The 12,854-nt window shown below is 69.0% G+C and carries 11 protein-coding genes; 6 read left to right on the top strand and 5 right to left on the bottom strand.

All coding sequences use genetic code 11. The features are described 5' to 3' along the window. Positions 1-2: 2 nt before the first annotated feature. Positions 3-1,535, bottom strand: a complete 1,533-nt coding sequence (locus tag ABD210_RS17930) for an MFS transporter (protein ID WP_344112740.1) — start codon at positions 1,533-1,535, stop codon at positions 3-5. 108 nt (positions 1,536-1,643) lie between these two features. Here ABD210_RS17930 and ABD210_RS17925 point away from each other — a divergent pair, with 108 nt between their 5' ends. Both ABD210_RS17925 and ABD210_RS17920 read left to right on the top strand, forming a co-directional pair. Then, on the top strand, positions 1,644-2,537 hold the full coding sequence (locus tag ABD210_RS17925; protein ID WP_344112738.1) for a LysR substrate-binding domain-containing protein: 894 nt from the start codon (positions 1,644-1,646) through the stop codon (positions 2,535-2,537). Positions 2,538-2,597: 60 nt separating this feature from the next. Continuing rightward, on the top strand, positions 2,598-4,373 hold the full coding sequence (locus ABD210_RS17920) for a thiamine pyrophosphate-requiring protein (protein ID WP_344112736.1): 1,776 nt from the start codon (positions 2,598-2,600) through the stop codon (positions 4,371-4,373). On the opposite strand, the gene ABD210_RS17915 is transcribed toward ABD210_RS17920, so the two are convergent. Beyond that, positions 4,362-5,210, bottom strand: a complete 849-nt coding sequence (locus ABD210_RS17915) for a UbiA family prenyltransferase (protein WP_344112735.1) — start codon at positions 5,208-5,210, stop codon at positions 4,362-4,364. The genes ABD210_RS17920 and ABD210_RS17915 overlap by 12 nt on opposite strands. Before the next feature lie 18 nt (positions 5,211-5,228). Between ABD210_RS17915 and ABD210_RS17910 the strand changes: the two genes are divergently transcribed. The 3 genes from ABD210_RS17910 to ABD210_RS17900 are packed head-to-tail and all read left to right on the top strand — an operon-like array spanning position 5,229 to position 7,911. Beyond that, on the top strand, positions 5,229-6,275 hold the full coding sequence (locus ABD210_RS17910) for a type III polyketide synthase (protein WP_344112734.1): 1,047 nt from the start codon (positions 5,229-5,231) through the stop codon (positions 6,273-6,275). Further along, entirely contained in the window at positions 6,275-6,802 is a 528-nt protein-coding gene (locus ABD210_RS17905; protein ID WP_344112733.1) for an isoprenylcysteine carboxyl methyltransferase family protein, read from the top strand. The genes ABD210_RS17910 and ABD210_RS17905 overlap by 1 nt, the downstream gene beginning before the upstream one ends. After that, positions 6,799-7,911: an NAD(P)/FAD-dependent oxidoreductase gene (locus ABD210_RS17900; protein WP_344112732.1), complete on the top strand. Its 1,113-nt coding sequence runs from the start codon at positions 6,799-6,801 to the stop codon at positions 7,909-7,911. The genes ABD210_RS17905 and ABD210_RS17900 overlap by 4 nt, the downstream gene beginning before the upstream one ends. A 274-nt stretch (positions 7,912-8,185) precedes the next feature. Here ABD210_RS17900 and ABD210_RS17895 read toward each other — a convergent pair whose 3' ends face one another. Further along, positions 8,186-9,733, bottom strand: a complete 1,548-nt coding sequence (locus ABD210_RS17895; RefSeq protein WP_344112731.1) for a PucR family transcriptional regulator — start codon at positions 9,731-9,733, stop codon at positions 8,186-8,188. A 90-nt stretch (positions 9,734-9,823) separates the two neighbouring features. Between ABD210_RS17895 and ABD210_RS17890 the strand changes: the two genes are divergently transcribed. Then, entirely contained in the window at positions 9,824-11,101 is a 1,278-nt protein-coding gene (locus ABD210_RS17890; protein ID WP_344112729.1) for an NAD(P)/FAD-dependent oxidoreductase, read from the top strand. Between the two features lie 272 nt (positions 11,102-11,373). Here ABD210_RS17890 and trxA read toward each other — a convergent pair whose 3' ends face one another. Both trxA and ABD210_RS17880 read right to left on the bottom strand, forming a co-directional pair. Then, positions 11,374-11,763, bottom strand: a complete 390-nt coding sequence (gene trxA / locus ABD210_RS17885) for a thioredoxin (RefSeq protein ID WP_344112728.1) — start codon at positions 11,761-11,763, stop codon at positions 11,374-11,376. A gap of 99 nt (positions 11,764-11,862) precedes the next feature. Then, the gene (locus tag ABD210_RS17880; RefSeq protein ID WP_344112727.1) at positions 11,863-12,738 is read right to left on the bottom strand and encodes an aldo/keto reductase; all 876 of its coding nucleotides are present in this window, start codon (positions 12,736-12,738) and stop codon (positions 11,863-11,865) included. Between the last annotated feature and the right edge of the window lie 116 nt (positions 12,739-12,854).

Here is a 12,854-nt window from a genome sequence, read left to right as displayed (position 1 = left end):
GTTCAGTGGTGCAGCGGCTTGCGCCTGGTACGGCGAGGACGCGCGTGCGGGTCGGTGCGTTGGTGGTGCCGGCGACCCAGCAGGAACGGGCGGTCCGCCCGGGGGATCGGTCGACCCTCAGGGGCAATGATCCGGATCGGCAGCTGCTCCAGGCCGAGGCGAACCGGCGGCGGCATCCACGGCGACCGGTTCGCGCGCACGATCACGACGCGGAACCGCCCTGCCCGGGCGAGTTTGATGCCGATCGCGATCGTCGCCGTGGCCGGGATCAGCCCAGCCAGCAGTAGGCCCGTCCGGGCACCCCAGTGCTCGGCGATCCAGCCCACCGTCGGGCCGCCGATCGCGCCGCCACCGATGAAGACCAGGTTGTAGATCCCGGCCACCCGGCCGCGGAGCCCGTCCGGCGTGGTGAGCTGAACCATCGACTGCGCCGCGGTGAGGAACATCAAGGTGGCCATGCCCAGCGCGCAGAGCAGCGGCAGGAACGTCCACAGCGACGGCTGGAGCGCGGCCACCATCTCGGTGATGGCCAGAATTACCGCGATCCCCACCAGGTTGCGCAGCCGCGTCGGCCGGATCCGGCGCGCCGACAGCAGCGCCCCCGCCAGTGAACCGACCGCGACGACCGAGTTCAGTACGCCGTAGCCGGTCGCGCCGGTGTGGAACACGACATCGGCGAAGGCGGTCAGCGTCACCGGCAGGCTGATGGTGAACATGCCGAAGATGCCGACCAGGACGACGGCCCAACGGACGGCCGGCTCGTGGAACGCGTACCTGACCCCGTCGCGGAGACCGTCCCGGATCCGGATGCCCTGGCTGGCCTTGCGAGCCGCCGACAGGCCGGGCATCTCGTGCTCGCGCATCATCAGCAGCGCGGAGATCGAGCCGAAGAAGGTGGCCGCGTTCAGCGCGAACGCCCAGCCGGTGCCGACCGCGCCGATCATCGCGCCGCCCAGTGCCGGGCCGATCAACCCGCCGAGCTGGAACGTCGAGGAGACCATGCTGATCGCGTTGCGCAGCCGCTGCTTGCCGACCAGCTCGGTCACGAAGGACTGCCGGGTCGGGTTGTCGACCGCAGTCGCCAGGCCGAGGATCAGCGCCAGCGTGTAGACCTGCCAGACCCGCACCTCGCCGAGCAGAGCGAGGGTCGCCAAGATCGCGGCCAGGGTGCCCATCGTCGACTGGGTGACCAGCAGGATCTTGCGCTTCGGGAAGCGGTCCGCGATCACGCCGCCGTACAGGCCGAGCAGGAGGGTGGGCAGGAACTGCAGTGCGGTGGTGATGCCGACAGCGGTCGCGCTGCCGGTCAGGGTCAGGACCAGCCAGTCCTGGGCGATGCGCTGCACCCAGCCGCCTGTCGAACTGACGAACAGGCCGCTGACAAGGAGGCGGAAGTTGCGAACCTCCAAGGCGCTGAAGGTCTCGCGGAAGCCCGGGCGGCGCTGCGCTGCCGGGATCTCGTCCGGCGTGGCCGGGGTGCGGTGGGTGTGGAAGTCGGGGACAGGGTGGACAGAGCCGGTGGCCCGGGTGGTCAAGAGTCATCCCTACGAAGTGGACGTGTCAGGGGAGGTCTGTTCTATCCTCACGGCAGTGGGCCGGATTCCGACAGCGAATTACTCCTATTACTCTTATTGCGTCCCGCAATGAGAGGTTTCAATCCTGTGGCCTATGACCCGGACCAGCTGCGCACCTTCCTCGCGGTCGCGCAGTCGCTGAGCTTCACCCAGGCCGCCGACCGGCTCGGCATCCGCCAGCCGACGGTGAGCCAGCACGTTCGCAAGCTGGAGACCGCGGTCGGCCGGCCGCTGTTCGTCCGTGACACCCGGACGGTGACGCTGACCGCCGACGGCGAGGCGATGGCCGGCTTCGCCCGCACTATCCTCGCCGCGCACGAGGAGGCGGCCGGCTACTTCACCGGCTCGGAGCTGCGCGGCCGGCTGCGGTTCGGCGTCACCGACGACCTGGCGCTCACGCCGCTGCCGCGGATCCTGCGCGACTTCCGGCAGCTCTACCCCCGGATCGACCTCGAGCTGACTGTTGCGCAAAGCCCCAATCTGCTCCGCCGGGTCGAGTCGGGCCACCTCGACCTCGCCTACGTCAAGCACCCCGTGGGCGCCGGGTACGAGCCGAACGGACGGCTGGTCCGGCGCGACCCGCTGGTGTGGGCCGGCATCTCCGGCACCCGGATCGCTGCCGACGGCCCGGTCCCCCTGGTGGCGTACCAGGCGCCGAGTCTGAGCCGATCACTCGGGGTGCAGACGCTGGAACAGGCCGGGCGGTCCTGCCGGATCACCTGCATCGTGCGCGGCGTCAACGGCGTACTGGCCGCGGTCCGCGCGGGGCTGGGGATCGCGATCTTCGCGCGCAGCCTGATGCCGGCCGACCTGGTCGAGCCACCGCCGAGCGCGGGACTGCCGGAGCTGCCGCCGATCGACCTCGTCCTGATCACCAATCCGCGGGCCGGCAAGGAGCCGGCCGAGGCGCTCACGGCCGCGATCCTCGGTAGCAACGCCCCCCTCAAGCCAGACGCTGCTTAGAGCTCCGACCACGGGGCACCGGGTTCCGCGAACGGACCCCCGACCGGCTGGAGGACGAGCATGACGGCGACGGTAGGCGACTACCTCTTGGAGCGGCTCCGGGCCTGGGAGGTCGACACCGTCTTCGGCTACCCGGGCGACGGCATCAACGGGCTGTTGGCCGCTTGGACCCGCGCTGAGGGGCCGCGGTTCATCCAGGCCCGGCACGAGGAGATGTCGGCGTTCCAGGCTGTCGGCTACGCCAAGTTCACCGGCCGTGTCGGCGTCTGCGTGGCCACCTCCGGCCCCGGCGCGATCCACCTCCTGAACGGTCTGTACGACGCGAAGCTCGACCACGTGCCGGTGGTTGCCATCGTCGGCCAGACGAACCGTTCGGCGATCGGCGGGTCCTACCAGCAGGAGGTCGACCTGCACTCGCTGTTCAAGGACGTGGCCAGCGAGTTCGTCGAGACCGTGATGGTGCCGGAGCAATTGCCGAACGTGCTCGACCGGGCGATCCGGACGGCTCTGGCTCGCTCCGCGCCGACCGCGCTGATCCTGCCGGCCGATGTCCAGGAACTCGAGTACACCCCGCCCTCGCACGCCTTCAAGATGGTGCCGTCGAGCCTCGGGTTCGAGCGGGGTACAGCTGTGCCGGACGAAGCGGCGCTGCGCCGCGCAGCCGACGTCCTGAACAGCGGCGAGCGCGTCGCGGTACTGGCTGGGCAGGGTGCTCGGGGGGCTCGGGCCGAACTCGGGGAAGTGGCCGAGTTGCTCGGCGCGGGCGTAGCCAAGGCGCTGCTCGGCAAGGACGTGCTGAGCGACTATCTGCCGTATGTGACCGGGTCGATCGGGCTGCTCGGGACGCGGCCGTCGTACGAGTTGATGCGTGAGTGTGACACGTTGCTCACGGTCGGCTCCAGCTTCCCCTATTCACAGTTCCTGCCGGAGTTCGGCCAGGCGCGGGCCGTTCAGATCGACGCGGACCCGACGATGATCGGGATGCGGTACCCCTACGAGGTGAACCTGGTCGGGGACGCGGCGGCCACCCTGCGCGCGCTCACGCCGTACCTGGAGAAGAAGCAGGACACCTCGTGGCGCTCGGGGATCGAGGAGAACGTCGCACGCTGGTGGGATGTGATGGCCGACGTCGCGCAGGTCGAGGCGGATCCGGTGAACCCGCAGCGGTTGTTCTCCGAGTTCTCGACCCGGCTGCCGGAGAACTGCATCGTGGTCGCGGACTCCGGCTCCGCCGCCGACTGGTATGCCCGGCAGTTGCGCTTCAAGGACTCCACCCGCGGATCGTTGTCCGGGACTCTCGCGACGATGGGCTCCGCCGTGCCGTACGGGATCGGCGCCAAGATCGCGCACCCGCGACAGCCGGTGGTGGCGTTCTCGGGCGACGGCGCGATGCAGATGAACGGACTCGCGGAACTGATCACGATCAAGCGGTACTGGCAGGAGTGGGGTGACCCGCGGCTCGTCATCGCAGTACTGCACAACAACGATCTCAACCAGGTGACCTGGGAGATGCGGTCGTTGCAGGGGGCACCGAAGTTCCCGGACTCGCAGACGCTGCCGGAGGTCGACTACGCCGGCTTCGCCCGGTCGGTCGGGCTGGCAGCGATCACCGTTCGCGAGCCCGACGCGCTCGCCTCCGCCTGGGAGACCGCGCTGGCCGCCGATCGGCCGACCGTGCTGGACGTGTACTGCGACCCGGACGTCCCGCCGATTCCGCCGCACGCGAGCTGGGACCAGATCACCAAGCTGGCCAAGTCGCTGGCGAAGGGTGACGAGGACCGCTGGGGCGTGCTGAAGGAAGGCGTGAAGTCGAAGCTGCAGGAACTAAGGCACTAGCGCGTTGCCGCGGGCTACCAAGGCCAGGATGCTGACGGCCGCCACCGCGATCGTGACCAGGAAGGGCGCGTTCTTCCACGCCACGATCGCCACCAGCAGGACAGCGTTGACGGCGAGGGTGACCCAGCCGATCACGCCGATCGGCCCGTCGGGCGCGACCACCAGCAGCACAGTCGCAACGGCCAGTGGAAGCGGGGCGAGCAACCGCGAGAGTGACCCGAGCCGCTGCGGCCAGCCTCGAACGCCGGTGGCCAGATCGTCGGCCAGATCCGGTACTACGTTCGCGAGGTGCGCGCCGACCCCGAGCAGAGCCGTGGCGGCTGACGCCCACCAAGGCGCCCAGGTATCAGCGGTTCCGAGCGTGACGAACGAAGGCAGCAGGCCGAACGCGACGGCATACGGAACCCATGAGACCGGGGTCGATTTGAGCTTCAGGTTGTATGCCCAGGCGGCCGCGACAGTGCCGATATGCGTCAGGCCGGCGAGGAACCCGCTGGCCAGGGAGAGCGGGAGGCAGACGGCCGCCATCACGACGGCGCCGATCCAGACGGTACGGCGACTCACCAGTCCGATCACGATGGGTTTGTCTCTTCGGTCCACACTGGAGTCGCGGGTTGCATCGATCGCGTCATTGCTCCAGCCGATTGAGAGGTGGCCGGTGAGGACTGCTGCGGCGACTAGGAAGCACCCGGCGGCGCTCCTGCCGGTTGACCAGGCGACCACCGTGACCAGCGTGGTGACGGCAACCGTCGGCCCGGGGTGGCTCGCCATCGCCAGGCCCTTCAGCGTGCGCGCCAGGCTGCTCCCGGCCGGTGCGGTACCGCTCGCGCTCGTCACTGAAGCAACGATGCCACGATGACGCGCATCGCCGCCGTCCAGGCCGCGTTGCCGCCGAACCGCTACGCGCAGCACGAACTCACCGACGCCTTCGCCGAGATCTGCCTCCCCGATGGCAAGGGGCACGCGCTGCTCCGCCGTCTGCACGCTAACGCCGGGGTGTCTTATCGACACCTGGCCCTGCCGCTGGAGCAGTACGGCGTACTGAAGGATTTCGGCGCGGCGAACGACGCCTGGATCTCGGCGGCCGTCGATCTCGGCGCGGAGGCCGTGTCAGGGGCTTTGGCCGCGGCTGGGTTGTCGGTCGACGACGTGGATGTACTGATGTTCACCACGGTGACCGGAGTGGCCGCGCCGTCGATCGATGCGCGGGTCGCGATGCGGCTCGGCCTGCGCGAGGACCTCAAGCGGATGCCGCTGTTCGGGCTGGGTTGTGTGGGTGGTGCCGCTGGGATCGCCCGGTTGCACGACTACCTTAAGGCTTGGCCCGGTCATGTCGCTGTGCTGCTCTCCGTCGAGTTGTGCTCGCTGACTTTGCAGCGGGACGACTCTTCTCTGCCCAACCTGGTCGGCGGCGCCTTGTTCGGCGACGGCGCTGCGGCGGTGGTGCTGACCGGCTCGGACCACCCGGCTGCTGCGGGTCCGTCCGTCGTGGCGACGCGGAGTCGGCTCTACCCCGACTCGGATCGGGTGATGGGGTGGGACGTGGGCTCAGGCGGATTCCGGATCGTGCTCGGCGCGGACGTGCCCGAGGTGGTCCGTAAGTATCTCGGCGGTGACGTCTCGACCTTCCTGGCATCGCACGGGTTGACGGTGCCCGAGATCGGGACCTGGGTCAGCCACCCGGGCGGTCCGAAGGTGCTGGAGGCGGTGTCGGAGACGCTGGGGCTGCGGCCGGGCGCGCTCGACCTGACCTGGAAGTCGCTCGACGCGGTCGGCAACTTGTCCTCGTCATCGGTGCTGCACGTGCTCGGTGACACCCTCCGCCTGGATCCTTCGGGTAAGGGACTGCTCCTGGCCATGGGTCCCGGATTCTGTTCCGAACTCGTCCTGCTGGAGTGGTGATGGATACGTCGTTGTGGTGGTACGCCGCACTGGTGCTGCTGGTCGGCCTCGAACGAGTGGCCGAGCTGGTGGTGTCCCTCCGCAACGCGAAGTGGAGCTTCGAGCGGGGCGGGGTCGAGACCGGCAAGGGGCACTACCCGTTCATGGTGGTGCTGCACACCGGGTTCCTCGCGGGTTGCCTGGTCGAGGCGATCGTCGCGGACCGGCCGTTCATCCCGGCGCTCGGGTGGACGATGCTCGCCGTGGTGCTGCTGGCGCAGGGGTTGCGCTGGTGGTGCATCACGGTGCTCGGTCATCAGTGGAACACCCGGGTGATCGTCGTACCGGGGTTGTCGTTGGTTGCTGCTGGCCCCTATCGGTGGATCCGTCACCCGAACTACGTCGCGGTGGTTGCCGAGGGCATCGCGCTGCCGCTGGTGCACACCGCTTGGGTCACGGCAACGCTGTTCCTGCTTTTGAACATCCCCCTGCTGGCCGTGCGGATTCGTGCCGAAGAGGCCGCGTTGGACACCGCCTTGACGAAGTGATCGACCTCCTCGTCGCCGGAGCCGGACCGGCCGGAGCGGCGACCGCGATCAGGGCCGCGCTCGCCGGGCTCGAGGTCGTCGTGGTCGAGCCGAGGCAGGCGCCGATCGACAAAGCCTGCGGCGAGGGGATCGCGCACAGCGCTGTCGACTACCTCGGTCGGCTCGGAGTGCCCCTGCAGGGGCGACCTTTCTATGGGATTCGTTACCTGGACTCGTCGCACTGTGTTGATGCGCGTTTCGCCGCCGGTCCCGGGCTCGGAGTACGGCGGACTGTCCTGCAGCAGGCGCTGGTGGATCGGTTGGCCGCGTTGGGGGTGCCGGTGGTGACGGGGAGGGTTGGGGCGATAACGCAGAACCAGACCTCGGTCACGGCTGCTGGTCTGACAGCCCGCTATCTGGCTGCGGCCGACGGGCTGCACTCGCCGATCCGCCGGCAACTCGGCCTCGCCTCGGTGGCCGGCGAGGGGCGGCCCGTTGTGCGGCCTGGTGTGCGGCTCGGTGCGCGGCTGGGCAGCGGTGAGGTGCGGCTTGGGATCGGTGAGACCCGCAGAGGGACCGGTGAGAGTCGGCGGGGGCTTCGGAGGCATTTCCGCGTGTCGCCTTGGAGCGAGTTGGTGGAGGTCTACTGGTCCGGACTGGGTGAGGCGTATGTGACGCCTGTCGCTGAGGACCTGGTCGGCGTGGCCGTTCTGACCTCGGCCCGTGGCTCCTTCGATTCACATCTCGAAGCGTTCCCGGCGTTGAAGCGTCGGCTGGCCGGTGCTTCCGAGGCGACGGCCGTGCTGGGTGCTGGGCCGCTTCGGCAGCGCGTCCGGGCACGCGTGTCCGGCCGGGTGCTGCTGGTCGGAGATGCGGCAGGTTATGTCGACGCGCTTACCGGCGAGGGGATCGCGGTGGCATTGCGAACCTCGGCGGAGTTGGTTCGCTGCGTTCTCGAGGATCGGCCGGCGTCCTACGAGGCCGCCTGGCGCCGGGTGTCCTGGGAGTGCCGCTTCCTCACCGGGTCGTTGCTTTGGGCCCGCAACAGGTCGTTGCTCGCTCCCCGCATCGTTCCCGCCGCCGCGCTGCTGCCCGGCGTCTACGGCGCGATCGTCAACCGCCTGGCATGAAAATGCGAGGGCCCGGCGATCGCTCAGACAATCGCCGGGCCACGCGTTGCCGGAGCATCCTGGTGAAAAGCTCCGACGGTTGTCCCAGCTTCCTGGTGAAAAGCTGGGACGGTTGCCCCAGCATCCTGGTGAAAGCTGGGACAGTCCTCGGCAGTTCGGCCGGCCCACCCTTGCGAGCGGCGGTCCTCCTTGCTGAACCCAACCATTCCAGTCGGATGTTGCCCAACCATTGCCGGAATATGAAGCCTTGTTACCTTGCGCTGTGGCGAAGATCTCAATGCTCGGTCCGGACCGCCGCGATCTGCAGTTGAAGCGCCAACCGCTGGCGCGGATCAGTCAGGTCCAGCTTGGCGATCTCGCCGATCCGCTTCATCCGGTGACGCAACGTGTTGGTGTGCAGGTGCAACTCCTTGGCTGAACGCTGCGGCTGGCCGGGGTAGTTCAGCCAAGCCTCCAAGGTGTCGACGAACGCGGTGTCGTTCTCGATGTCGTGTCGCAGCAACGTGGCGAGCGGCCCGTCCAGCTTGGTCGTGTCCAGCGAGGTGACCGCGCGGTGGACCGTCAGGACGTGCCACGCCTGCTCCACCCGGAGCGCCGGCCCCGGAGCCAGCCCACGGCGTACGAGACCTAGGAGTTCGACCGACTCGGCCCGGGAGCTCGGAAGATCGGCGGGACCACGGGCGCGACCACCGGCGGCCGCGGTGGTGCCAGGTGTCTCCTTGGCGAGGTCGATCACCAGACGGCGCAACCAGCGCCACGAACCCGGCCCGTCGCCGTCCGAGACCACCGCCAGCACTGTGCCGTCGAGATCCGCCAGCGCCGGCTCGCTCCACCCGTGGCGCCGACCTGTCGACTCCCACAGATCCAGCTCCTGCGGTACGTCGTACCCGCCGGGCGAGCCGAGAGCCACCACCCGCCAAGGTGCAGGGGGCAGCCGGACGTCGACGGTGGTGTCCGGCGAGAACTGCCGCAGCAGAGTGCGCAGGCGATCTATGGCGCTACGCCGGGCGACGTCTGCCTGAGCACGCAGCCGCAGCAGGTGCAGCGCCAACACAGAGGCCGCGTTGCTCAACTCTGCCGTCACGTCTGCGCTCACCGGCCCGTCCACGACCGCCCAGATGGACCCGAGCCACTCACCGCCGGCCCTGACCGGTACTACCAGACGCGGGCGGATGCCGTTCGGCCCATCGGGCACCAGGAAGGGTTCACTCGACCTGGCCAGGCGACGGAAGACGCCCCGGGCCCGGAAGTGCGCGATCACCTCACCGGGCACCCGGCGGCCGACGATGGTCGAGACCCGGGCGGGGTCCGTCAGATCCTGCCCTGATGAGTGGGCCAACACCCGGGACTGGTTGTCCTCGATGGTCACCGGAGCGTCCACGATCGCGGCGGCCGCGTCAGCGAGAGCGAAGAGTTCCTGGTGGACGCCGGCATCGCCGGCGGCAGGGGAGTCCGGAGCAGCTGCTCGATCGATCACGCCGCGCAGCAACCAGACCACGTGCGCCCAGGTGACACTCGGCTGCAGTGCGATCAATGTCAGCTCGCAGTTCTCGGCTGCCGCGACCACTGTGGGCTCCTGCGCCAGCCCGACCCGCAGTACGACGCCTGAGGCGCTACCGGCGGCGCAGCGCTTGAGCAGCTCGACGGCCTCCTCGGCGTCACGGAGGCCTAGACCTAGCACTAGATCGCCGGGTTGGCCGGTCGCCGCTTCCTGCGGATCCGCTACGAAGACGTCGCGCACCTCGCTGTCGCCGTGGCCGGTGACGACCACCTCGAACAGGGCAGGCCCTACGGCGACGACCAGGCCAGGCGCAGTGATCATGAGGTTATTGTGCGCATGTCACCGTCATTTCGCACATCAGTGGTGCGATCGCACCATGACAGCCCCTTTGCCCGGCCGCACCATCGATACATGGTCGCAGTCGGTTCTTCAGCACAGGGCACTCACACCGTTCCCGATCGGGTCGCCATCGTCGGCGCCGGCATGGTCGGCCTCGCCACCGCTTGGTTCCTGCAGGAACGCGGTATCGAGGTCACGGTGCTCGATCGCCGAGGCGTCGCCGCGGGCGCGTCCTGGGGCAACGCCGGGTGGCTCACCCCCGGCCTCGCCACGCCACTGCCGGAACCGGCCGTCCTCAAGTACGGCGTCCGCGCGGTGCTGAGCCCCTCCTCGCCGGTCTACGTACCGCCGAGCGCGAGCCCCAGGCTGCTGTCGTTCCTGACCCGCTTCGCTCGCAACAGCACTGCCGGACGCTGGAAGACCGCGATGGAGTCGCTGGTCCCGATCAACCGGCAGGCGCTCGGCGCCTTCGACCTGCTAGCCAAGGCAGGCGTCGAGGCGGAGACCTATGAGGCGAAATCGTTCCTGGCCGCCTACCGCACCGAGGCGGAGCGGACCGTGCTGCTGGAGGAGATCCAGCACATCCACGCGGCCGGCCAGGGCATCGAGTTCGAGGCGATCAGCGGTGACGACGCCCGCGAGATCGAGCCGTCGCTGTCCGACGAGATCGGTGCGGCCATCCGGCTGCACGGCCAGCGCTTCATCAACCCGGGCGAGTACGTCCAGATGCTGGCCGACTCGGTCGTCGCCCGTGGCGGCCAGATCATCCCGAACGCGAACGTGGCCGACGTGGTCGACGAGATCCGCGGCGTCCGCATCGTCACCGCCGACGGCGAGAGCGAGCCCTACGACGCGGTGGTGATGGCCACTGGCGCCTGGCTCGGGGATCTCGCCCGGCGCTTCGGCGTCCGCACCGTCGTACAGGCGGGTCGTGGCTACAGCTTCAGCGTGCCGATCGCGCACGTGCCGGCTGGTCCGGTGTACTTCCCGGCGCAGCGGATCGCCTGCACGCCGATGGGTGACCGGCTGCGGGTCGCAGGGATGATGGAGTTCCGCAAGCCCGACGCCAAGCTGGACCCGCGCCGGATCGATGCCATCGTGGAGGCGGCCCGGCCGCTGCTGCGCGACGCCGACCTGGACGCCCGCACGTACGAGTGGGTCGGCCCGCGGCCGTGCACCCCGGACGGACTGCCGCTGATCGGCGCTACTTCCTCGCCGCGCGTCTTCGCGGCCGGCGGCCACGGCATGTGGGGCATCACCCTCGGCCCGGTCACCGGACAGTTGCTCGCGGAGACGATCACCACCGGACGCCGCCCGGTCGAACTGGCGCCCTTCAACCCGCTGCGCTGACCCTCGACGTCCCGGCCGGCTGACGTCTCGACCCCCACGATCAACCGGTCGGCCGGGACCCTCCACCCGCAACGACCCGCCTCGCCTGGCGGGGTAGCCGCACCGGGCCGCGGGGGCCCGATGCGGCGAGAGCGTGGCTCCCCGGTATCCGCCGCCCTGCGCGGCGCAAGGACCCGGGAGGCCACGCTCTCGAGCAGGTCCCCACAGTGAAACAGGCGGCTCCGACCAATGGTCAGGACCGCCTGCTCTGTCTGTTTGATACAGGTGCTTAATCAGTGCGTGTGAGGCTCAGTGCCGTGCTCGGCCTCGTGGGCCGCGATCTGGGCGCGAACCTCTTCCATGTCGACCGCACGCAACTGGCCGATCAGGTCCTCCAGCGCGGCGGCAGGCAGCGCGCCCGGCTGGGAGTAGAGCACGACGCCGTCACGCACGGCCATCAGCGTCGGGATGGAGCGGATCTCGAAGGCCTGGGCCAGCTCGACCTGGGCCTCGGTGTCCACCTTGCCGAATGTGATGTCCTCGTGCTGCTCGGACGACTTCTCGAACACCGGCCCGAACATCTTGCACGGACCACACCACTCTGCCCAGAAATCGACCAGGACGAGCCCGTCGGAACCGACGACCTCGTCGAAGTTCTGCTGGGACAGCTCGACCGTTGCCACTGCGACCTCCGAAGTTAGACGAATACGTCTCCTACAACAGCGCGGGGCCGCCCGGTGTTCCCCGGCCGGCCCCGCGCTGCCCCGCGGCGTACCGGAGGATCAGATCGGCATGTCGACGAAGGGCGAGGCGTAGTCCTGCACCTCGTCCAGGATCGCCGCCGCGTCCTGCGGAGTCAGGTCGGCGCGCTCGCGCTCGGCCGTGATCATCTGCTGCAGCAGCCGGGTCTCACCGGCCGTAGCCAGGCCGGTGATCTCCGGGTGACCGTTCAGCAGCCAGGCAGTGGCTGCCGTCACGTACCGCTGCTCGTCGAACGGGCGGTACCAGGTGTCGTAGGCCTTCTCCTCGCCCTCCTGCCAGTTCCGCCGGGCGATCATCTTGATCGTCATCAGCGCAGCGTCCGAGGCCTTGATCGCCTCGACCAGCGCTGCGTAGTCATCGGCGTACTTCGGGTCGGTGGACAGCCGGTAGTTCAACGGCGTCAGCACGCTGTCGAAGTCGAACCGCCGGAGTCCCTCGCGGTGCACCGACGGCGCCTCCGCGGTGTGACCGGTGATCCCGATCGCCCGGACCATCCCTTCTTCCTTGGCGCGGATCGCTGCCTCGAGCGAGCCACCCTTGCCGGTGACCAGGTCGAGGTTCTCCAGATCGCACACCGCGTGCATCTGGATCAGGTCGACGTGGTCGGTCTGCAGCCGCTCGAGCGAGCGGTTGATCTCGAACCACGCCTCGTCGTACGTGCGGCGGCCGGTCTTGGTGGCCAGGAAGATCCGGTCCCGGATCTCCGGCATGCGCGGGCCGAGCCTCAGCTCGGCGTCGCCGTAGTCGGCCGCCACGTCGAAGTGGTTGATGCCGGCGTCGAGAGCCTCCTGGATCGAGGCGTCGGCGCGATCCTGGTCGACGCCGCCCAGCGAGGCGGCCCCGTAGATCAGTACCGAGCTCTGATGTTCCAGTCGTCCCAGTCGACGAGTCTCCATTGCTTGTCCTCTCAGAGGTCAGAAGTCAGTGAAGACCCTAGTACTTTGATCCCTCGAAACGGAGGGTTTTCCACAGGGTGGGCATCAAAATCGGTTACTATGAGTGATCGCTTGCG

The organism is Kribbella alba (genome assembly GCF_039529635.1).
Lineage (GTDB): Bacteria > Actinomycetota > Actinomycetes > Propionibacteriales > Kribbellaceae > Kribbella > Kribbella alba.
The sequence above is the reverse complement of the archived record's forward strand: the minus strand, read 5'-3'. Positions and strand labels throughout refer to the sequence as shown.

Coding starts and splice junctions, on each gene's coding strand:
- ABD210_RS17920 (WP_344112736.1), top strand. CDS start 2,598: ATGACGGCGACGGTAGGCGACTACCTCTTGGAGCGGCTCCGGGCCTGG.
- ABD210_RS17880 (WP_344112727.1), bottom strand. CDS start 12,738: ATGGAGACTCGTCGACTGGGACGACTGGAACATCAGAGCTCGGTACTG.
- ABD210_RS17890 (WP_344112729.1), top strand. CDS start 9,824: ATGGTCGCAGTCGGTTCTTCAGCACAGGGCACTCACACCGTTCCCGAT.
- ABD210_RS17925 (WP_344112738.1), top strand. CDS start 1,644: ATGAGAGGTTTCAATCCTGTGGCCTATGACCCGGACCAGCTGCGCACC.
- ABD210_RS17910 (WP_344112734.1), top strand. CDS start 5,229: ATGACGCGCATCGCCGCCGTCCAGGCCGCGTTGCCGCCGAACCGCTAC.
- ABD210_RS17895 (WP_344112731.1), bottom strand. CDS start 9,733: ATGATCACTGCGCCTGGCCTGGTCGTCGCCGTAGGGCCTGCCCTGTTC.
- ABD210_RS17905 (WP_344112733.1), top strand. CDS start 6,275: ATGGATACGTCGTTGTGGTGGTACGCCGCACTGGTGCTGCTGGTCGGC.